Source organism: Pseudofrankia saprophytica, from assembly GCF_000235425.2.
Lineage (GTDB): Bacteria > Actinomycetota > Actinomycetes > Frankiales > Frankiaceae > Pseudofrankia > Pseudofrankia saprophytica.
The window spans coordinates 621,948-641,081 of record NZ_KI912266.1 but is presented as its reverse complement, the minus strand read 5'-3'; the positions used below and the strand labels follow the sequence as shown (position 1 = coordinate 641,081).

General features: G+C 71.2%; 17 protein-coding genes. 7 read left to right on the top strand and 10 right to left on the bottom strand.

Annotated elements, in window-relative coordinates:
* Positions 1 to 96 precede the first annotated feature (96 nt).
* A complete protein-coding gene (locus FRCN3DRAFT_RS55805) occupies positions 97 to 1,596 on the bottom strand; it encodes an NsdA family TPR-like regulatory protein (protein WP_007514455.1) in 1,500 nt (499 codons plus the stop codon).
* Between the two features lie 296 nt (positions 1,597 to 1,892).
* On the opposite strand from FRCN3DRAFT_RS55805, the gene FRCN3DRAFT_RS0202845 reads away from it, so the two are divergent.
* Positions 1,893 to 2,432, top strand: a complete 540-nt coding sequence (locus tag FRCN3DRAFT_RS0202845; protein WP_007514453.1) for a dihydrofolate reductase family protein — start codon at positions 1,893 to 1,895, stop codon at positions 2,430 to 2,432.
* A 285-nt stretch (positions 2,433 to 2,717) separates the two neighbouring features.
* Positions 2,718 to 4,262, top strand: a complete 1,545-nt coding sequence (locus tag FRCN3DRAFT_RS0202840) for an MFS transporter (RefSeq protein WP_007514451.1) — start codon at positions 2,718 to 2,720, stop codon at positions 4,260 to 4,262.
* A gap of 64 nt (positions 4,263 to 4,326) precedes the next feature.
* On the opposite strand, the gene FRCN3DRAFT_RS42320 is transcribed toward FRCN3DRAFT_RS0202840, so the two are convergent.
* The 4 genes from FRCN3DRAFT_RS42320 to FRCN3DRAFT_RS0202820 all read right to left on the bottom strand — a co-directional run bounded on the left by FRCN3DRAFT_RS42320 (position 4,327) and on the right by FRCN3DRAFT_RS0202820 (position 8,897).
* The gene (locus tag FRCN3DRAFT_RS42320; protein ID WP_063630130.1) at positions 4,327 to 5,070 is read right to left on the bottom strand and encodes a TetR/AcrR family transcriptional regulator; all 744 of its coding nucleotides are present in this window, start codon (positions 5,068 to 5,070) and stop codon (positions 4,327 to 4,329) included.
* Positions 5,071 to 5,361: 291 nt separating this feature from the next.
* Positions 5,362 to 6,414: an enoyl-CoA hydratase/isomerase family protein gene (locus FRCN3DRAFT_RS42315; RefSeq protein ID WP_063630129.1), complete on the bottom strand. Its 1,053-nt coding sequence runs from the start codon at positions 6,412 to 6,414 to the stop codon at positions 5,362 to 5,364.
* Between the two features lie 105 nt (positions 6,415 to 6,519).
* On the bottom strand, positions 6,520 to 7,770 hold the full coding sequence (locus FRCN3DRAFT_RS0202825; protein WP_007514446.1) for a cytochrome P450: 1,251 nt from the start codon (positions 7,768 to 7,770) through the stop codon (positions 6,520 to 6,522).
* 296 nt (positions 7,771 to 8,066) lie between these two features.
* The gene (locus FRCN3DRAFT_RS0202820; protein ID WP_232793896.1) at positions 8,067 to 8,897 is read right to left on the bottom strand and encodes a helix-turn-helix transcriptional regulator; all 831 of its coding nucleotides are present in this window, start codon (positions 8,895 to 8,897) and stop codon (positions 8,067 to 8,069) included.
* A 257-nt stretch (positions 8,898 to 9,154) separates the two neighbouring features.
* On the opposite strand from FRCN3DRAFT_RS0202820, the gene FRCN3DRAFT_RS0202815 reads away from it, so the two are divergent.
* A complete protein-coding gene (locus FRCN3DRAFT_RS0202815) occupies positions 9,155 to 9,538 on the top strand; it encodes a VOC family protein (protein WP_007514441.1) in 384 nt (127 codons plus the stop codon).
* Between the two features lie 97 nt (positions 9,539 to 9,635).
* Here FRCN3DRAFT_RS0202815 and FRCN3DRAFT_RS0202810 read toward each other — a convergent pair whose 3' ends face one another.
* On the bottom strand, positions 9,636 to 10,505 hold the full coding sequence (locus FRCN3DRAFT_RS0202810; RefSeq protein WP_007514439.1) for a class II glutamine amidotransferase: 870 nt from the start codon (positions 10,503 to 10,505) through the stop codon (positions 9,636 to 9,638).
* A 365-nt stretch (positions 10,506 to 10,870) separates the two neighbouring features.
* Here FRCN3DRAFT_RS0202810 and FRCN3DRAFT_RS0202805 point away from each other — a divergent pair, with 365 nt between their 5' ends.
* The gene (locus FRCN3DRAFT_RS0202805) at positions 10,871 to 11,755 is read left to right on the top strand and encodes a phosphatase PAP2 family protein (RefSeq protein WP_007514438.1); all 885 of its coding nucleotides are present in this window, start codon (positions 10,871 to 10,873) and stop codon (positions 11,753 to 11,755) included.
* A gap of 92 nt (positions 11,756 to 11,847) precedes the next feature.
* The gene (locus FRCN3DRAFT_RS0202800) at positions 11,848 to 12,456 is read left to right on the top strand and encodes a TetR/AcrR family transcriptional regulator (RefSeq protein ID WP_007514436.1); all 609 of its coding nucleotides are present in this window, start codon (positions 11,848 to 11,850) and stop codon (positions 12,454 to 12,456) included.
* Between the two features lie 52 nt (positions 12,457 to 12,508).
* Here FRCN3DRAFT_RS0202800 and FRCN3DRAFT_RS0202795 read toward each other — a convergent pair whose 3' ends face one another.
* The 4 genes from FRCN3DRAFT_RS0202795 to FRCN3DRAFT_RS0202780 form a co-directional block, all read right to left on the bottom strand.
* On the bottom strand, positions 12,509 to 13,675 hold the full coding sequence (locus FRCN3DRAFT_RS0202795; RefSeq protein WP_007514434.1) for a DUF7802 domain-containing protein: 1,167 nt from the start codon (positions 13,673 to 13,675) through the stop codon (positions 12,509 to 12,511).
* 9 nt (positions 13,676 to 13,684) lie between these two features.
* Positions 13,685 to 14,602, bottom strand: a complete 918-nt coding sequence (locus FRCN3DRAFT_RS0202790; RefSeq protein WP_007514432.1) for a metal-dependent hydrolase — start codon at positions 14,600 to 14,602, stop codon at positions 13,685 to 13,687.
* 161 nt (positions 14,603 to 14,763) lie between these two features.
* Complete coding sequence (locus FRCN3DRAFT_RS0202785) at positions 14,764 to 15,408, bottom strand: response regulator transcription factor (RefSeq protein WP_007514430.1); 645 nt, start codon at positions 15,406 to 15,408, stop codon at positions 14,764 to 14,766.
* Positions 15,399 to 17,336: a histidine kinase gene (locus FRCN3DRAFT_RS0202780; protein ID WP_027140189.1), complete on the bottom strand. Its 1,938-nt coding sequence runs from the start codon at positions 17,334 to 17,336 to the stop codon at positions 15,399 to 15,401. The genes FRCN3DRAFT_RS0202785 and FRCN3DRAFT_RS0202780 overlap by 10 nt, the downstream gene beginning before the upstream one ends.
* Positions 17,337 to 17,476: 140 nt before the next feature.
* Between FRCN3DRAFT_RS0202780 and FRCN3DRAFT_RS0202775 the strand changes: the two genes are divergently transcribed.
* Together FRCN3DRAFT_RS0202775 and FRCN3DRAFT_RS0202770 are read left to right on the top strand one after the other, a co-directional pair.
* Positions 17,477 to 18,076 (top strand): hypothetical protein, encoded by a 600-nt coding sequence (locus FRCN3DRAFT_RS0202775; RefSeq protein ID WP_007514426.1) that lies wholly within the window; start codon positions 17,477 to 17,479, stop codon positions 18,074 to 18,076.
* Between the two features lie 337 nt (positions 18,077 to 18,413).
* Positions 18,414 to 19,037, top strand: coding sequence for a hypothetical protein (locus tag FRCN3DRAFT_RS0202770; protein ID WP_007514424.1), 624 nt, complete (start codon positions 18,414 to 18,416; stop codon positions 19,035 to 19,037).
* The last annotated feature ends 97 nt before the right edge of the window (positions 19,038 to 19,134 follow it).

The following is a 19,134-nucleotide window of genomic DNA, read 5'->3' as shown; positions in this document are numbered from 1 at the left end:
CGCCGCGGACAAAATGCGCCGTAGGTGAAACGGGTCACCATGTGCGATCTTCCGCTTCCGACTCCGGATCTCAAGTCACCGCCTTCGGACGCCGCGTCATTTTGGTGCTGTCGAACTGAGGTCGGCACCGGCAGGCACCGGTTTCGCCGCTTGCCGGTGCCGACCGCCCGCCAACAAAGGCGCCGCCGCGCGCCGCCATCTCTGGGTGGCCAACGTCCGGTGTTCGGCGAACGCGTTGTCCAGCTCCCGCAGCTTCGCGGTGATGCGGGCCGAGGAGAGGCCAGACGCCAGCGTGACGGCGTGGTAGGCGGCCTCCAGCGCGCCCTCCAGGTCCGGCGCCGGCCGTTGCAGGAATGCCAGCGCCAGATCGGCCTCACCATAGGCACGGCTACGGACACGCGCCGGGTCCTGTAACGCCCTGGATTCCACGAGCGACCGCTCGGCCTGCGCCGGTCGTCCGAGCAGCCTGAGACAATGGCCCTGGCATTCGGCCACGTCACCGGCGTTGTAGTGGCTGGCCCACACCGGCCCGTCGCCGGGCGTCGCACGGCTGACAGCCTTTTCCAGCTCCCGCAGGGCGGCCATGCAGCCACCTTCGTCACCCGTCCGGGCCAACGCCCAAGCGTGCTTGTCGTGCAACATAGCCGCCACCAGCGGCGTGGCCGCCGGCCCGGCGCGATCGAGCGCGGTGATCGCCAAGGCGAGGCTCTGCCGCGGGTGCCCGAGCCAGGCGGTCTGGTCGCTCATCGCCGCCAGCACCCGTCCGGCCAGCATCGCGTCGCCCGCATGTTCGGCGAGGCCGAGCGCCTGGATGTAGTAGCGCTGCGCCAGCGCTTGGTGCTCACACTCCTGGGACAACCATCCGCTGAACTGGGCGAGGTCACCGAAGGCGCCGCACAGATCGGCGCTCGTCGGCCCGTTCTTCACGGCCCGGAGACGGTCGTGCAGGAAGGTCACAGCGTGGGAACGGATTTCCCGGCTGCCCAGCCGGGCGTCCAGCTTTCGGAAGGACGCGGTCACCTCTCTGATCATGGCCGCGCTGGTCGTGGGATCGCCGGAATCTCGAGCCCGGTCCTGGCCTCGGTCCAAGGGATCCTGGCCTCGGTCAGGAGAGGAGGGCGACGCCTGCTCGACGCGGGCGACGATCCCGGTGAGACTCGACAGCGCTGGCTGCGCGAACGCGGTGGCCGTGAACGCCGGGATCTCGGGTAACAGGCCGCCCCGATGGACGTCCCGGCCAGACAGCCCGGCGAGGATACCGAGGGTCTCCTGTGGCGAGCCGGCGATGCTCAGCTCGAGATCGTGACGTGTGCGCTGTTCGCCTCGCCAGCCGAAATCTGCGGGTGTGATCGGGTAGCCCATCGCCGCGGAAATCTCGGCGGCCGCCAGCTCGGCGACCATGGGATTGCGGGGGCGCATTCCGCGCCGCCAGTGCCCGACCGTCGAACGCGACAGCCCGAGCTCCACCCGTCGCTGGCGACGGGCACGGAGATTGACCTGGCGGGCGAAACGGGTGTCCGACAGGCCCGCCTCCGACAGCAGCCGGGCGAACAGCGTCGGGCTGACATCGTCCTCAGATGACGCCGAGGTGGACATGAATCCTCTCGTGTCGCGCCGCCGCCCTGGACGAGTGGGGCGCAAAGGTGAGTTCTCATATGTCTGCGGGGGCGCAGAGTAGTGGGCCTCTCACAGGCCCCGAAAGGGGTGGTGCACAACTATCCCCGACTGCACGGCCCGAGCGGGACCGCGCGGAGAAGAAAGAACCAAGGCGACGACGATGAGATATACGGCGAATTCAGAGTTCCGCGGTGCCGTAGCCTTCGATACTGGAGGCGGCGGCGTCCGGTTGGGCCGGATTCTGTCGGCAAAGCGGTTGTCGACGGAGGTGGATCATGGCGAAGGTGCTGTACTCGGCCACGATGTCGCTGGACGGTTTCATCGCGGGGCCTGGTGGCGACATGTCGTGGCTGGCGGAGTTCCTCGTCGAGGATCCGTTCATCGACGACCTGGTCAGCAGGATCAAGGTGATCCTCGCCGGCCGGCGCACGTTCGACGGCGACGACCCGAACCGCGGCACCGACAAGGAAGGCGCCTTCCAGGGCGCCTGGCAGGGGCCGCAGGTCGTGCTCACTCACCGCCCCCCGGCCACCCCGGTCCCGGGTGTCACCTTCGTCGACGATCTCGGTCGCGCCGTGGCCGCGGCCAAGGAGGCGGCCGGCGACGGCTACGTCAACGTCCTGGGCGCCGACGTCGCCCGTCAGTGTCTCGAGGCCGGCCACGTCGACGAGATCCTCGTCTTCGTCGCCCCGATCCTCCTCGGCGATGGCACCCGGCTGTTCGCCCACCCCGGCGGTGCCACCGTCAAGCTCGAGCCCATCCAGGCCGCTTCCCTGCCAACCGCCTCCTGGCTCTGGCTGCGAGTCGTCGGCTGACGGACCAAAGATCCACACAGGCCCGCCAGGACGGCCCGTTCGGGCTGCTTAGGTGCGCCTATCTGGGGAAATCCGCGCACTGACGCCCGGGACTCGGCGGTCCTCCGTCGACCGCGCGGTCTCGGGAGGCCTGGACCGGCCGCCCCGGACGGTGCCCGGAACAGCCGCCCGGCCCGCCGCCCGGAACGGCCGACTTGTCGGACCCGTGGAGCATGCTGGGGGACCGAGCCGCCCACGAGGGGCCCAACCGCGTACCACTGTCTCGCCAGAATCGCAGGTATCACGATGCGCAAGTGGCTGCCACTGCTGACCGTCTGCCTGGGCACGTTCATGCTGCTGATCGACGTCACCATCGTGAACGTCGCGCTGCCGAGCATGGTCGACGATCTGCACGCATCCTTCGGAGCGCTGCAATGGGTCATCGACGCCTACGCGCTCGCACTGGCCGCGCTGGTGCTTGGCGCCGGCTCGGTCGCGGACATCGTCGGGCACCGCCGCGCCTACGTCGTCGGGCTCGTGTTGTTCGCCCTGTCGTCGTTGATGTGCGGCCTCGCCCCGAACGACGGGCTGCTGGTCGCGGCCCGCGCGGTCCAGGGAATCGGCGCCGCCGCCATGTTCGCGACCAACTTCCCGCTGCTCAACGCCTCCTACACAGGCCGGGACCGGGGCGCCGCCTACGGGATCTGGGGAGCGGTCGCCGGCGCTTCGTCGGCCATCGGCCCGATCGTCGGCGGGGTGCTCACCGAGTACATCTCGTGGCGGTGGATCTTCTTCGTCAACCTGCCCGTCAGCGCCATCGCGGTCGTGCTCGCGCTGACGGTCCTCACGGACGCGCGGGCGCAGCAGCGCGTGCGCGTGGACGTCCCGGGCATCGCCAGCTTCACCGCCGCGGCCGCCGCCGCCACGTACGCGCTGATCAGGGCGAACGACGACGGCTGGTCGGACGCGGGCGTCTGGCTGCTGCTCGGCGCGACGGTGGTGCTGCTGGCGGCGTTCGTCGCTCTCGAGGCGCACTCGTCACACCCGATGTTCGACCTGGCGCTGCTGCGCAACCGTTCCTTCGTCGCCGTGCTGCTCGCCGGCCTGCTGATGACGTTCGCGGCCTTCTCCGCCTTCACCTACACGTCGATCTGGCTGCAGTCGGTGCTGCGGATGAGCCCACTGGAGGCCGGCCTCACCGGCCTGCCGCTCTCGATCACCGCGTTCCTCGTCTCCGCGCTGCTCGGCCGGCTGCTGCACGAGCGCCGGCCGGACCTGGTGATCGGCAGCGGACTCGCGTTCATCGGCGTCGGCGCCCTCGTGGTCGCCCTGCTCGTGCACGGGTCGGCCAGCTGGCCGGCACTGATTCCCGGCTTCGCGATCATCGGTATCGGCGTCGGCATGACGACCCCGATGCTCGGATCGGTGTCCATGTCGCTGGTCCCGTTCGAGCGCACCGGGATGGCCGCGGGAGCGGTGAACACCATGCGCCAGCTGGGCTACGCCTTCGGCATCGCGGCGCTCGGCAGCGTCTTCGTCGCCCGCGCGCAGGACAGCCTGGCGGGCAAGGCCATCCCCGCGGCCGGCGGCCGGGTGGCCCACGCCATCGCCGGCGGCCAGACCCCCGGCCTGCTGAACGCCGCGCCGGCGCAGGCCAGGCCGGCACTGGACACGGCGGCGCACACCGCGGCCGTCAGCGGCGTCCAGGCGACCTTCCTCGTAGCTGGCGCCGTCGGCGTCCTCGCCGCGATCCTCGTCCTGATCCTCATGCGCCCGGCCCGGCCGGAGGCGGCGGCGGCCGTAGGCACCGGCCGGACGGATGAACTCGAGACCGTCTCGTCGTCGACCTGAGCCGCCCGCCGCCGGGTGGCGCCGGGTGGGCCGGTGGATCGCCGGCGCCACCCGGCGAGGAGTGTCAGGGGGTGTGGTCGGCGGGGACGGGCTCGTCGGCGACCGGTGCGTCCGCCGCCGCGCTGGCGGCCCCGGAGTCATCGGGCTCGGCGGAGCCTTCCAGGGACTCGGGAAGGATCGCCGGGACGACGCTGCGGCGCAGGTAGGCGCGCAGTTTGGTGTCGCTGGACGTGCGGTCGCTGTCGAAGATGAGCAGCGAGAGCAGCCAGCGGATCAGCGTCTCGGTGATCTCGTCCAGCCGGGACTCCAGCGACGGGTCGTAGCTGGTGATCGGCTCGAGGATGGTCCTGGCGATCTCCAGGGAGTTCTCGGACAGCGCCTCGTTCGCGGCCCACGGGTCCGCCGGGGCCTGGCTGATCGGGTGCAGCGCCGGCTCGGCGCGGAACTCCCGGCGGGCGGCGATCAACGCCTCCACCGCGAAGTCGCCGGCCGTCCTCGACCGGCGCCGGGCCGCGGCGACGACCCGTTCGGCGATCGACGCGCCCGCCTGCTCGAGCGCGACGGAGACCAGCGCCTCGCGGGTGTCGAAGTACGCGTAGACGGTCGGCCGGGAGACGCCGGCGATCGTCGCGATCGCGCTGATCGAGGTGCGTTCCAGGCCGTGCCGCCGGATGCAGGCCAACGTGGCGTCGATGATCTTTTCTCGGGCCGACTCGGCGGCGGCGGCGGGGGAGCGGCCCGACCAGGGCGCGCGGCGGACCGGCCGCGGCTGCGCGTCGGCCGCGCGCTCGCGGATCGGTTCCACCATGCTCCTCTTGTATCGGACGTGTATCGGGTGTGGCAGCGTGCGAGGTGTCGTGCCTGTTAGGCAACGCGACAGGCTATTGCCGAGGAAATCTACAGCCTATCCGCCCCGCCAAGGCGGTAGTGGCTTGCGTGACTTTAGGTATGTGGAATGGGCGGAATTTGTCGTCGGAACGCGGCCGGCGGCCCGCGCCGCGCGCGTGACCAGCTCCGTTGCCGGGCGCCCGGCTCGGGCCTGCCTGGTCGCGCCGCAACTCTTTGGTGCCTGCTCGCGCGCTGCCTGCTTCCGCCGCCGTCAGCTCCGCCGCTCGTCGCGCGCGGAGGGCCCTAGCCGGTCCAGGATGGTGGTGCCAAGGTCGGGACGGCGCATCAGCTCGCGGAATGCGATGCCCTCGACCTGCCGAGCTCGCTCGATGCCCGCCCGTTCGGCATCCCGGATCAGCCGGGTGGTCGCGAGCACGGAGGCGAGCGGCTTGTCAGCGATCGTCGCGGCGAGCGCCAACGTCTCGGCCAGCAGCGTGCCCGCCGGGCAGGCTCGCAGCGCCAGACCCGTCTCCACCGCCTCGGCCGCCGAGATCCATTCCGCCGCCAGCAGGGCCCGCGCCGCCCGCTGCCGGCCCATCCGGCGAGGGAGCAGGTAGCTGCTCCCGGCCTCCGGAGCGACGCCCATCGTGGTGAACGGCGCCAGGAGGCGGGCCTCCTCGGAGATGAACACGATGTCGCAGTGGGCGAGCATGGTCAGGCCGAGCCCGACGCCCGCGCCGTTGACTGCCGCGAGCAGCGGTTTCGGGAATGTCGTCAGCGCGTCCAGGAAGGCGTTGAAGGGGCCGCCGCCGGTCGTGCCCGCCGTCTGCGCCGTCTGCGCCGTGTCCGCCGTGTCCGTGTCCGTGGCCGCGGTCTCCGTGGCTCTGCCATTCGCGGCGGTCGCGGCGTTCCCGGCCGCGACCGCGGAGGCCTGGGCGGCCATCTCGACGAGGTCGGTACCCGCGGAGAAGTACTTGCCGGCGCCGGTCAGGACGACGGCGCCGATCCCGTCGTCGGCGGCCGCCGCGCGCAGCGCCTCGGCGGCGGCCAGGTAGAGCGCGGAGCTGAAGGCGTTGGCCTGCCGGGGCCGGTTCAGGGTGAGCAGCCGTACTCGACCGGTCGTGGACGTCAGCAGCACGTCGCCCGGCGTCGTGGGCGCCGCCGCTTCGGAAGCCGCCGCTGACACGGGCTCGGCTAACTCAGGCTCGGCTAACGCGGACTCGGTCGGCTCGGACTCGGCGGCCCTGAATTCGGCGGCCCCGGATTCGGCGGCCCTGGACTCCGGTTCGTCGGCGGCGCGGGGCGCCGCGGTTGTCTCAGGCACGTCCCGCAGTGTCGACCCGAGGCGCCATCCCGGTCGAGAGCTCCCGCTCTCGGCGGCGCCTGCCCGCGGCGCCGCCACCGACGCCGCGCGTCCGTACCCCGTCGGTCACAGCGTCGCGCCTACCGGCTTCGTCGGGGTGAAGGTGACCTTGAGCGACTCGTATCCGCTGACGAAGTTCGCCGGGCGCAGCGCCGGCTCGTCGGGGGTGACGAGCTCGAGATCGGGCAGCCGGTCGAGCAGGGTGTCGAAGATGATGCTCAGCTCGAGGCGCGCGAGCGAGTTGCCCAGGCAGAAATGCGTGCCCAGGCCGAAGGCGAGGTGCTCGTTCGGGGTGCGCTCGATATCGAACCGGAACGGGTCCGCGAACACGTCCTCGTCGCGGTTGGCCGACGGGTAGAGCAGCAGCAGTTTCTGGCCCTCGCGAAGCTGCCTGCCGCGCAGCGTCGCGTCCTGGGTCAGCGTGCGGGCCATGTTCCGGATCGGGCTGACCCAGCGGAGCATCTCCTCGACGGCCCTCGGCAGCAGTGCGCGGTTCGCGCGCAGCCGCTCCCAGTTCGCCCGGTCCGCCAGCAGCTGGTAGAGCCCGCCGGTGATGACGTGGCGGGTGGTCTCGTCGCCGCCGATCAGCAGGAGCAGCGACTCGTAGAACATCGACTCGTCGTCGAGCCGGTCGCCGTCGGCCTCGGCGTGCGCGAGGACGCCGAGCAGGTCGTCGCGCGGGTGCGCCCGCCGGTCGGCCAGCACCCCGGTGAAGTACGTGGAGTACTCGGCGGCGGCGGTCATCATCTTTCCGGCGGCCTCGGCGTTGTCGGACTGGCCCTGGCCTCGCATCATGTCGTCGGACCAGCGCAGCAGGTCCGGGTACATCTCGGGAACCGCGCCGAGCAGGTCGCCGATGACGATGAGCGGCAGCCAGGCGGCGACGTCCCAGACGAAGTCGCATTCGCCGCGCTCGCAGACCTGGTCGACCAGCGCGTGCGCGACTGTCTGGATACGGGCCCGCTGGTCCTGGACGCGCCGGGGCGTGAAGCCCTTGTTCAGCAGTTTGCGACGGTGCCAGTGCGCCGGATCGTCCATCTCGATCATCATCGGGAAGCCGCTGACATCGGGCCGGAAGCCGCTTGCGCTCGAATAGATCTCCGGGTGCTTGGAGACCTCGCGGACGTCCAGGTACTTGGTGACGCCCCAGATCTCGCCGTCCGGGTCCCAGTGGACCGGGTCGTTCGCCCGGAGCCAGGCCAGCCCGCGATGCGGGTCGTCCCCCCAGAAATCGCCGCTGATCAGACGAGTGTCGGGCTTGTCCTCGGGGAGTACGTCCGACGTGGAACCGCCGGTCGTCGTGCTGTCCGTCGCCATCAATCCCCCAGGGGCCGGCGGTACCAGGCGTCGTCAGTTTACATACAACACAGGAACTGACAACTACGTCGATGACGCCGACTGGCAAGCATGTCATGGGTGGCGCGCGAAAACCGCTGCGTACAGCCCTCACGAGGCCGCGGTTCCCCGGTCGTCCGACGTCGTTCGACGGCGTTGCCGGGTGAGGGAACAGGTGATGGGGCAGAGCGCGGGGGCATGTGGAGAACCCGTCGAGCCCATGACGGCCGCCTGGGGACCGGCACATGACGGCGCGGGGAACCTGGCGGCCATCCGCTTTACGTCTGGTTCGGTCCGCTCTCATCCGGGTCGACGCTGGTGAGGGAGCGGTCGCGATAGGCGGAAGGGGTCTCTCCCGTCCAAGCCCGGAAGGCGCGGGCCAACGCGCTCGCGCTCCCAAAACCCACCGCGGCGGCGATCTGGCTGACCGACATCGTCGACGTGCTGAGCAGCGCCATGGCCCGGACCAGCCGAGCCTGCCGCAGGTGCTCCTGCCAGGTCTGGCCCAGGACGGTCGCGAACCGTCTGCGCAGTACGCGTTCGGAGATGCCGACGGCACGGCAGACCGCGGCGGACCTGGCATCGGCCAGGTGCGCGGCGGTATAGGCGATCACGTCGCGGACGACGGGATCGTCCGAGACCGGCAGTGACAGCGGCGCCTCGTAGGCGAGCTGGCGACGGACGACGCCGGCAAGCGCCGTGAAGAAGCCGCTGGCCTCCGCGTTGGCCGCCGCGTCCTCGTGGGTCCGACCGATGGGCCACCGGGCGGCGTATCTCATCATCTCGCGCATCACCGGCGGCACCGGAATGATGGCGGCCCCCACGCGTGGAAAGTCGAAGACGGCGGGGTCGAAGAACACCGCGATGGTGGTCACGTCCCTGAGCAGCGGGGCGTGTTCGACTCCGGCGGGCACCCACGCCGCATGGGACGGCGGCAGCAGGTAGTGCGTCGTCGGGGTGCGAATCTCGGCGCAGCCGGATACGGCGTACTCGATCTCGTGCAGGTCGTGGCGGTGCCAGTACGAGATCACCTCGGTCGCGCGGTGCTCCACCGTGCCCGCGACCACCGTGGCGCACCGGCGCATGGCGATGAGCGGCGCGGCGGTCACGACGCGATCGTAGGCCGCCCCGCCACGGCCCGGAGCGCGGTCGAAGCGCGGCCGGATCGGGGCCGGAGCGCGGCCGGATCGGTGCCGAGGAAGGCCGTCCGGGTCGTACACCCGCGGCGGCCCCTGCCTACAGTCGGTCGGGTCCGACGCCACATGTCCGAGGTCTCGAGGTAAAGGCCCGGCGTCCCGTCCTGGACTCAACCTGGCCGACCGGCGCGGAGCCGGCGACCGTCGACGCACCTGTTTGGAGGATCGAGATGCCGTACGGGGTGTCACACGTGGGTCTTACGGTGACGGATCTGAATCGAAGCTGCGCCTGGTACACCGAGGTCCTGGGCTGGAAGGAGCTGGCCCGAGGCCGCGGCGACACGACGTCCTTCGCTCATGGCGTGCTGCCCGGCGGACTGAGCCTCGTCCTGCGCGAACACGACCAGCGCATCGCGGAGCCGTTCGATGAGACACGCCCCGGCCTCGATCATCTTTCGTTCTCCGTGGAGACGGAGGCCGATCTCGACGAGCTCGAGAAAAACCTCACCAATGCGGGCGCCACGTTCACGCCGAAGCGAGAGCTGCCCTATGGCTGGCTGCTCGCGTTCCGCGACCCCGACAACATCGCGCTCGAGGCCATGCTCGGCCGGTAGCCGGGCAGGCACGGCCGCGCGGTGCTCGACCGCGGGTGGCGGCTCGACCGCGGGTGGCGGCTCGACCGCGGGTGGCGGCTTGCGCTTGCCATGGCCGCTATCCGTGCCGCTGCGAGGCGGCGGCCTCAGGTCGGAGATCCTTCAGTGAGAGCTGGTGCGCAGGCCCGTCGGAAAGCGCGATCTGGCGGGTGACACGGAGGTCGGGCCCTGCGTGTAGGAGCTCGCCGGGCTCCATCAGGCGCCAGGCGGGGCTGTCGTCCATGCGTTCGCTGGCGACCACGAGCGCGGGAACGTCGGCCAGGTCGCGGGAGCGGACGCGCATGTGGCCGCCGGTGCCGCTGTGGTCGAGATGCCGGTCGCCATGGTGTCCGCCGGCCGGGCGTTCGAGGACGTACAGCGGGTGGGTGTCGGGATAGCGCAACGCCCACAGCCCCTGTGGGGTCGTGAGGATCACGTTGAGGGCGTACACGGGCACCTGCTGGGCGACCCAGCGGGCGGCGCGGGTGATGCCGGCGGCCACGTCGCCGTCGGCCGATCTGATCTCGCGGGTGACGAGGGCGAAGAACCTTTCGGAATCGGTGTCACCTTTCACCGCCGACAGGTCGGGGCCGAGCTCGGCGTCCAGCTCGGCCAGGCCTTCGACCACCCCGTTGTGCGCGAACAGGCGACCGTCCTGGTCGAAGGGGTGAGTGTTGCGTTTTTCCACGCCTCCCGTGGAAGCGAAACGGATATGGGCAAGGAACGTCGCCGACTCGACCTGTCTGGCCGCCTCGGCGAAACTTCGGTCCTCATAGGCGGCGATGGGTTCTTTGTGTAGCCGCGGAGTGCCGTCCGCGTCGAAAAAGCCGAGCCCGGTGCCGTCTGGCTCACGCCGGCTCTGGTCGCTGAGGCTGTCGGGGGCGTCGAGCAGCCAGAAGGTGGCGTGAGTACGCCGCGGAGCGCTGCTCATTCCGAACAGGCGACACATGCGGCATCGCACTCCTCGTCAGCATCTGCGCCACTCCACCCGCGGGGCGGCGGCCCTGGCATCGGCATCGGCACTCTGACACCGTGCGCGCCGGCCGGCCCGCATCTGCTCGGCGCGGTTGAGGGCGGCGTCGTCCGCCCGTGCCGGTCCGCGGGCGTCGCTGGGGCGTTTTAGCTGCCTTGGTGGTGGTACGTCACGGACGTGCGCCGCCTAGGGTTCATGAATCAGACATCGGTGGAACGCCCGGAGTTCATGTCTGCGCCAGGCGCGCGGACCGGGCGCGCGGCCATGGCCGGCGGGGCTCGCCACATGGGGCCTGGTACGAAATGCGCCGGCCGCGCGGGCGGGAGAGCGGGAGGAGTGCGATGAGCGCGGCGGCGGTGGGTGCTGGCGGACGGGAGACGGCGGACGTGGGCTCGTCGCCGCCCGCCGAGGAGCCGCCGAGGCGGGTGCGGACGCTCGGTCGGTGGCTTGGATACGCCCTCGGCCAGGCGCTGCTGATGGCCGGACTGTTCATGGTCTACCGGCTCGGGCGGCGACTGGCGGCCGGGCACGAGAGCGTCGCGCTGGGACACGCCCGGGAGGTCTGGCAGCTGGAACGGGCGCTTGGCCTGCCGAGCGAGGAGACCGTGCAGCGCTGGGCCCTCCACTCGACCACGCTGGTGGAACTGGCAAACCGGTTCTACATGTACGTCCATTTCCCGGCATCGATTGTCTTTCTGGCCTGGGTACTGCTCCGCCACCGCGACCACTGGGCTCGGGTGCGTAACGCGCTGATCGCGCTGACCGGCGCCGCGCTGGCGATCCACCTGGCTTACCCGCTCGCGCCCCCGCGTTTCCTGTCCGGAGTGCTGCCGGACGTCGGCATCGTCGACACCGGCCAGCTCATCGGCCCGTCGCCATACCCGTCGTCGACGGGCGGTTCGGCGAACCAGTACGCGGCAATGCCGAGCATGCACGTCGGCTGGGCGATCCTGGAGGCATGGGGGGTCGTCACGATCCTGCGGTCCCGGGCGCGGTGGGCCGCGCTCGCCCACCCGGTCGTGACCACGCTCGTCGTCGTGCTGACCGGTAACCACTACTGGCTGGACGGCATCGTGGGCGGCCTGCTGGTGGCCGGCGCGGTATGGATCACCGCGCCCGGCCGGACCGGCCAGCTCGCGGCCCGACTGTCCGCGACGCCGTCGGCGCCCGTCCCGGTGGCCACCGCGACCAGTTCCGTTTCGGCGGCACCTCACCACACAAATTGATCTTCTTCGTATGGTGATGGCGGCCCTGTAGGTTGGCCGCGGGGTCGGTGGGTGGCGAGAGCTCGGGTTGTCGACGCAAGAGGAATCGGGTCATGGCGAGGCGTCACGGCTGGGCGGGCTCGCCGCCCGCGGATGAGCACGAGGCGCGCGCGCGGATCATCGAGGCGGCGATGCGGTGCGTCGACCGCAACGGCGCGGCGGCGTTCACGCTGCACGACGTGGCGATGGAGCTCGGCGTCATCCGTCAGACCGTGTACCGGTACTACGCCAGCACGGACGAGCTGTTCATCGCCGTCGGGCAGGCGGCCGTCGGTTCCTTCGTCGATGAGCTCACGCGGCACCTGCGCCGGGTCACCCGTCCCGCGGACTGGGTCGTCGAGGCGCTCGCGACGGCGATCGAATGGCTCCCCACGAGGGCGCACCTCACCCTGCTGCTCGCCGCCGGCCGCCCCGGTCCGTTCACGCGCGGCGTCACCTCGACCGTGGCGATGGAGTTCGGGAAGGACCTGTTCCACCGTTCGGAGATCGACTGGGTGGCTGCCGGCTACGACGATCGCCGGCTCGACGAGCTGATCGAGCTGATGCTGCGGATCCTCCAGTCGATGACGATCGACCCACCCGATCCGCCGCGCACGGGGCCCGACCTACGCGGCTATCTGGAACGCTGGATAGCGCCGGCCGTCGCCCCCGGGTCCGTATGACGCGGGCCGAGGACTGCGGGCCGCGGGCTACGGTTCGACCAAGATCATCGTGTCAGGCGGGCGACTTCTCCGGCAATGGTTCCCGCGGCGCCGACCGTGACGGCCGGCGGCTGACGAGGACTGGTGACGCCGTCGCGAGGCCGGCCAGTACGACGGCCGCGGCCAGGAAGCATCCGACGGCGTAGGGCAGGCTGCCGGTGGGGGTGGCGTCGGTGGTGACGCCGTCGGTGGCCGAGAGGTAGTCGGGGAGCGCGGTGGCCCACAGAACGACGAAGGCCGCCAGGAAGACGCCGCCATACCCGAGGGCGAACCACGGACGTTCGGCCGCCGGCGGGACCGGGGCCGCGCGGGTGGACCGCCACTGCTGGTAGAGGACCGGCACGGCGACGACGGCGAAGGCCGCGACGCACAGCCACATGACGACCGCCTGGGCCTCGTTGTTGTCGTCGCCGACCACCGAGGACGGCAGGCTGCCGACGGCGATCAGCGGCGGTACGAGCACCCCCGCCGCGATCGTGCGGCCGGCGAGGCCCCAGCCGCGCGGGGGTTCGCCCCGGTCGGCCCTGCGCCCCACGAACAGCCGGACCAGCAGGGTGAGCGCGGCCGGGCCGAGCGCGGCGAAGATGAAGACGCTGGTCATCGGTACCGACGCCAGCTGTGGCTGGTTGATGGCCAGGTCGTCGTTCCAGATCCACCAGCGCAGCTGGGGTCCGAGCTGGTCGAAGATCTCGTAGAAGAGGTGGTGGACGAACCCGACGCAGATCGCGCCGAGGAAGACGTTGCGGCGGAAGCCGCCGAGCGACCGGACGATCTCGTAGGCCAGCGAGGTGAGGGCCGTGTACAGGGCGACGATGTAGAGCGGGATGCGGTCGTACACCAGCTGGATCGTGAAGACGTTGTGGGCGAACACCTCGTGCATGTTGTCGGGCAGCCCCAGGTTCCGGGAGAAGAACAGGGGCGGCTCGGTGACGGCGAGGTAGACGATCGCCCCGAGCCAGATCGCCAGGTTCGACGGGTCGCCGTGCCGGCGCCAGCGCCGTATGGCATGGACCAGGGCGAGTATCGCGCCGGCGATCAGGAGCGTTTCGACGACGGGAAGCGTCCCGTTGCTCAGGTCGAACGGATCGCGCAGGTGGATGACGGGTTCGACCGAGTCACAGGAGAAGCTTCCGATCTTCCCGGCGAGCCGTTCGAAGGCGGGGTCGCAGCTACTGGACATGGGGCGTCCTCAGCCGGCCTTGGTGGCGGAGTACCAGGTGGCGACGGGCGCGCCGTCGTCGTAGCGGCCCAGCCAGGTGCCGACGAACTCCGGCAGCGGCTGGTGTTCGGGGTCGTGCCCCGGGAGCTGGGCGCGCAGGACGCGGCGAGCCGCGGCGCGGCGTTCGCTCTTCGGCACGAAGTCGAGACCCCCCGAGCCCTGGGCGCCGGCGCCGCGGCGCCGGAACGCCAGCTTCTGGTGCAGCCCCTGCCGCAGCCCGACAGCGGGGATCATGGAGCGTGCGTCGACCTTCCGGTCCTCGAACGGGACATGCTCGTTGAAGCCCTCCGCGATGACCTTGATCAGGCGGTTGATGTGCCACAGCACCGCGGGCAGCGCGCGGAGGCGGTAGGCCTCGCCGCCGAACTCCCGGTAGATCCGTAGGCCGGAGCTGCGGTGCTCGACCTCCTCGGTGAAATGCCACAGGAACAGCGACGCGACGCGGTCGTCGCCGGGGGCGAACAGCCGGTCCTCATGATCGAGGAAGAGCTTGAACGTCGGGGTGAAGGCCGACTCGAGATCGGCGATGTAGGCCAGATGGAACTTCAACGGCTTCGATTCCAGCAGCTCGTCGTACAGCGCCATCGCGGCGTTGGCCGTCCCCTGGAGCCCGGGGTAGGTCCGGGCCAGCGCCCTCAGGTGCTGGCGGTGGGCCCTGGCGTGCTGTGCCTCCTGGCGGAGGAACGCGTCCGCCTCCGCGGCGACGTCGGGGTCGGTGAGCTGGGGAATCGCCTCCTTCACCGCGGCCACGATGTACTTCTCGAACGCGATCGCGATGATGCCCGTCGCATTGGCCTGCAGCGAGAACTCGGGGTTGTCGGGGTTCCACAGGAAGGGGATGTCGCCGTCGAAGTCGAAGGGCACGCGCCGCACCTGCAAGGTCGTCATGCGGTCTCCTAGGGGGCTGACGCATGAACCATACAAGATCATGTATCTTGTATGCATTTGACCAGACGTACGATGCTCGACGGCTCCGGCCGGGTCAAGAGATCGGGCGAGCCGCTGGCAAGGGCCTGGACGCCAGCGGTGGCGATCGTCAGGCGCGGGACTTATGCGCGTAGGAAGCGGAGGACCGCGAGTACGCGTCGGTGTTCGCGGTCGCCTGGTGCCAGATCCAGTTTCGTGAAGATGGAGGTCACGTAGGCCTCGACGGTCTTCACCGCGAGGTAGAGGTCGGCGGCGATGGCGGCGTTGGAGTGCCCGCGTGCCATCAGGCCCAGTACTGCCCGTTCCCGGTCCGTGAGCCTGGCCAGTGGGTCGTCCTCGCGGCGGCGGGTGACGAGGCGGACCACCAGGTCGGGGTCGATCACCGTGCCTCCGGAAGCGATGTTGCGCAGTTCGGCGCCGAGGACGCGCAGGTCGGAGACGCGGTCCTTGAGCAGGTAGCCGACTCCGCCGTCGAACTCGGTCATCAGCCGGAGGGCGTGGTGCACCTCGACGTACTGCGACAGGAGCATCAGCCCGACCGTCGGTGCCGCGGCCCGGATCGCCATGGCCGCCTCGATGCCCTCGTTGGCGAAGCCGGGTGGCATGCGCAGGTCCAGTACCGCGACCTCGGGTGGGTCGTCGCGCACCCCGGCGACCAGAGTGTCTCCGTCGGCGTACTGGCCGGTGACGTCGAAGCCCATCTCGGTCAGGATGCGGGCGAGCCCTTCGCGGAACAGAACGGCGTCGTCCGCCAGCATCACCCGCATGGGATCACCGTCCGCAGCCGAGTTCCGCCGAGTCCGGTCTCGACGACCAGCCTGGCGTCGAGGGCGGCGAGGCGGTCGGTGAGTCCTTCCAGGCCGGATCCCGGGCGCGCCTGCGCCCCGCCTCGGCCGTCGTCGCGGACCTCCAGCAGCAGCCCCTGCGCGGTCAGCTCGGCGGTGACGGTCGTGATCCGGGCGCCGGCGTGCCTGGCCGCGTTCGTGAGTCCCTCGCTGACGACGAAGTACGCCGTGGCCTCCACGGCGGGTGCCAGCCGGCGGTCCACGGTGACGTGCAGCCGCACCGGAAGGGCGGAGCGGTCGGCGAGGTAGCCGAGCGCGGCCTCCAGCCCGTCCTGGGTGAGCACGGCCGGGTGCAGTCCGCGCGCGGTCTCCCGCAGCTCGGCGGTCGCCTGCAGCAGTTGCTGGCGGGCCGCCTCGGCCCGTCCGGCGAACGCGGTGGCGCCGTCGGCGGCCCCCGCGAGCGCGCCCAGCTCCATCGCGACGGTGACCAGCCGCTGTTGGGCGCCGTCGTGCAGGTCGCGCTCCAGCCGGCGCCGGGCCTCGTCGCCCGCGGCGACCAGCCGCTGGGCGCTCGCGCGCAGCTCCAGGACGAGGCCCGCCTGGGCGGCGAGGTCGGCGAGCAGACCGCGTTCCTGGGAGGTCAACGAGCCGCGCGCCCCCGTCGTCACGGCGAGCGCGCCGACGGTCCGGCCACCGTGTGCCACCGGCACCGCGCGCCCGCCGAGCGTCAGCTCGTCGAGGGTCCGTACCTCGTCCGGACGCCCCGCCGGCCACGCCGACACCGCGCGCAGCTCGTCCGCGGATCCCGTCCACAGCACGACCTGCCGCGCGCCCGTGCCTTCGGCCACCGTGGCACACAGCCCGTCGAGCAGTCCGCTGGACGGGCCCGTCAGCTGGGCGGACAGCCGTGACAGGGCTTCGTACGGGGTGGCGCGGCGGCCGTAGACGATCCGGTCCGCCACCCGCTGCGCGCGGCGGCGCAGCGGGTCGAACGCCACGGCCACCAGCGCGGTGGCCAGCAGCGCGAGCAGCGTGCCCGAACCGCCGATCAGGTTGCCGACGGCGACGACCACGACGGCGTACCCGAGGGTGACCACCGCCGCCATCGCGCCCCAGACGAGCGTCGCGTTGATCACCGGGTCGACGTCGTAGAGGCGGTACTTGAGGATGGCCGCTCCCGCTGCCAGCGGCACCAGCGGCACGGCCAGCAGCCCGGGCACGGGGGTGCGCCACCCGATCAGCCCCGCGGCCATCACCGCCCCCGTCGCCGCCACGGCGAACACGAACCAGCGCAACTGCCGGGACTCGTCGCCCTGCGCGCGTGCCAGCCGCCTGATCGCGCACACCACCCAGACGAGTTGGAACGCCGGGTAGCCGATAGCTATCGCGATGGGATGGATGTCGGCCGCGGCCGCGGCGCCCGGGAGGTGCAGCGGATGTGGCGCGGCCAGCGGCACCCGGGCGTACTCGACCGGCCACAGCGCCGACATCGCCGCGAGCGCGACGCCCAGCACGGCCAGCGCCCCGATGACCCTGCGCCACGTCGGCGAGGGCAGGCGCCCGGTCGGGAAGCTCATGAGCGTGACCGCCGTCAGCACGAACACCAGCGGGAGCGTCCACACCCCGAGCCAGCCGACCCAGGAGGAGGCGGGCAGCGCGGGGCTGCGCAGGCCGTACTGGCGGGCCGCGAACATCACCGCCTGCGCCACCCCGGTGGCGACGAACAGCCAGGCCTCGCGGTTGGCCGGGCGCTGCCACACGACGTAGAGCCCCACGGCGGTGAAGGCGACGGCGAGCAGGCCGTTGTGCAGGTTGTCGAGCCAGGCTCCGAGGGCGAACCCACCCGCCACCAGCGCCGTGACGGCGGCACCGCACGCCGGCCCCGCCACACGCGGCGAGATCCGAAGCACAGCGACATGGTGCAACAGCGCACTCTGCGCGCGGTACCGGGACAACCCTTGCCATTCCGCCGGGTCTGCCCGGATGTGCCGGTGCGGTCGCGCCGCGACCCTGATCGGGACCGATCCGCTCCGACCGCAAGGAGCTTCCCGTGAACGCCGTCCCCGGCTCACCCGCCGATCGGCTCCTGAACGCGTCCCTCGTGGTCGCGCCCGTCCTCTACCTGATCTCCAACGTCCTCTACGCCCTGCGCGGCTGGGAGTCCGACTCGGCCGGCGGGATCTTCCACGTGCTCGGCGCCGTCGCCTACACGCTCGTGCTGATCCGGATCGCGACCTGGACGTCCGGCACGTTCGCCGCCGTGCTGTTGGTCGTGGGCTCGATCGGGATCGCCGGCAACGTCGCCTACGGCTTCGACGCGATCCACGTCGCGCTCGGCGACGTCTCCCTCGTCGATCGGGACGGTGCGGCCGTCCTGATCAAACCACTCGGGCTGGGCTTCCCGCTGATGCTCCTGCTGTGCGCGATCGCGCTGCGACGCGTCGCGCCACGGTGGGTGGCGATCCTGATCGGGCTCGCGGCGGTGGCGTTCCCGATCGCGAACATCGGCAACATCCCCGCCCTCGGCATCGCGGACAGCGTCGCCACCGTCATCGGTTTCGGCGCGTTGGCCGTGCGGCGAGTGCCCGTACCGCCGGCGGATGGCGATCCCATCGTCGACGGGAGCACGACAGCGTCGGCGATGTCATGAGAAGGCGGTCCCGGATCGCCAAGACCAATAGCGGTGCGGTTTCCGGGCGCGGTTCTGGGCCGTGGTGTCGGCTGGCCGACAGATTGTCAGGCGGAACCCTGTCTCGCCTCGTCGTCTGGCCTCCAACTGGGCTTCTTCCGAGATGTCCCGGCGATCGTAGGGCCCTGTTCCTATCCCACTCCGGGCAGGTCGGGAATGCGCTCCCTTCCGGCCGGAGCTCGGCCTTTGCGAATATCGACCACATCGCCGGCCGGTGCTCGGCGAGGAGACCCGGGGTGCTCCCCGTAACCGTAAAGCGCTGCCGAAAGACGCAGCGCGGCCGACAGGAGAAGTAAACGTGAACCGCATTCTCGCTCCGTTTTCCCGCCGGGTCGGCGCCGCGCTGGCGGTCAGTGCCCTGGCACTGGGCCTGGCTACCGCCGCGTGCAGCTCGGAGAGCACCAGCGACGCGGCGCCGCCCCCGGCCGCGGCGTCGGCCGCGGTGTCGGCGCCGCCGTCTGGTCCGACGGCGCCGGAGGTCACGGCGCCGGGGACGCCGGTGCCGGTCGAGCAGGCCGTCTCGACGGGCGGCCCGGCGTTCGCGGGCGGCGCGTCGACGAACTGCGACAACGGCTACGCCGGCGTCTGGGTGGCGAACAACTCGAAGGCGTTCATCGCCAGCATCACGATCTCGCAGACCGACTGCGACCGCCTCAACACCGCCAAGTTCCGGATCGTCTCCCGCCCCTGGATGGGCCTCGGGACCAAGTACACCGACTGGGGCTACGCCAAGAACATCAGCTGGGGCTACCTGGGCACGTCGGTCACCCTGACCTACTACTTCCAGAGCGGCCTGGTCGAGAAGGTCTACATCCTTCCCGCGGCCAACGGCTCCACCCTCAGGGCCAAGAACACCGAGTACTACACCAACGGGACCAGCTCGACCTCCGGCACTGAGAGCTACAGCCGCTACGGCCGCTGACCGCCGCGACTCGGCCCGGCCCGGCGCGTCCAGGGGGGCGCCGGGCCGGGCCGCTCACGGCGCCGTGGCGCCCCGCCGCGCCGACACGACCTCACAC

Bases quoted from the DNA above. Each gene is read 5' to 3' on its own strand.
- FRCN3DRAFT_RS0202815 (WP_007514441.1), top strand. From the start codon at position 9,155: ATGCCGTACGGGGTGTCACACGTGGGTCTTACGGTGACGGATCTGAAT.
- FRCN3DRAFT_RS0202785 (WP_007514430.1), bottom strand. From the start codon at position 15,408: ATGCGGGTGATGCTGGCGGACGACGCCGTTCTGTTCCGCGAAGGGCTC.
- FRCN3DRAFT_RS0202825 (WP_007514446.1), bottom strand. From the start codon at position 7,770: ATGGCGACGGACAGCACGACGACCGGCGGTTCCACGTCGGACGTACTC.
- FRCN3DRAFT_RS0202840 (WP_007514451.1), top strand. From the start codon at position 2,718: ATGCGCAAGTGGCTGCCACTGCTGACCGTCTGCCTGGGCACGTTCATG.
- FRCN3DRAFT_RS0202800 (WP_007514436.1), top strand. From the start codon at position 11,848: ATGGCGAGGCGTCACGGCTGGGCGGGCTCGCCGCCCGCGGATGAGCAC.
- FRCN3DRAFT_RS42320 (WP_063630130.1), bottom strand. From the start codon at position 5,070: ATGGTGGAACCGATCCGCGAGCGCGCGGCCGACGCGCAGCCGCGGCCG.
- FRCN3DRAFT_RS0202805 (WP_007514438.1), top strand. From the start codon at position 10,871: ATGAGCGCGGCGGCGGTGGGTGCTGGCGGACGGGAGACGGCGGACGTG.
- FRCN3DRAFT_RS55805 (WP_007514455.1), bottom strand. From the start codon at position 1,596: ATGTCCACCTCGGCGTCATCTGAGGACGATGTCAGCCCGACGCTGTTC.
- FRCN3DRAFT_RS0202845 (WP_007514453.1), top strand. From the start codon at position 1,893: ATGGCGAAGGTGCTGTACTCGGCCACGATGTCGCTGGACGGTTTCATC.
- FRCN3DRAFT_RS0202810 (WP_007514439.1), bottom strand. From the start codon at position 10,505: ATGTGTCGCCTGTTCGGAATGAGCAGCGCTCCGCGGCGTACTCACGCC.
- FRCN3DRAFT_RS0202790 (WP_007514432.1), bottom strand. From the start codon at position 14,602: ATGACGACCTTGCAGGTGCGGCGCGTGCCCTTCGACTTCGACGGCGAC.
- FRCN3DRAFT_RS0202795 (WP_007514434.1), bottom strand. From the start codon at position 13,675: ATGTCCAGTAGCTGCGACCCCGCCTTCGAACGGCTCGCCGGGAAGATC.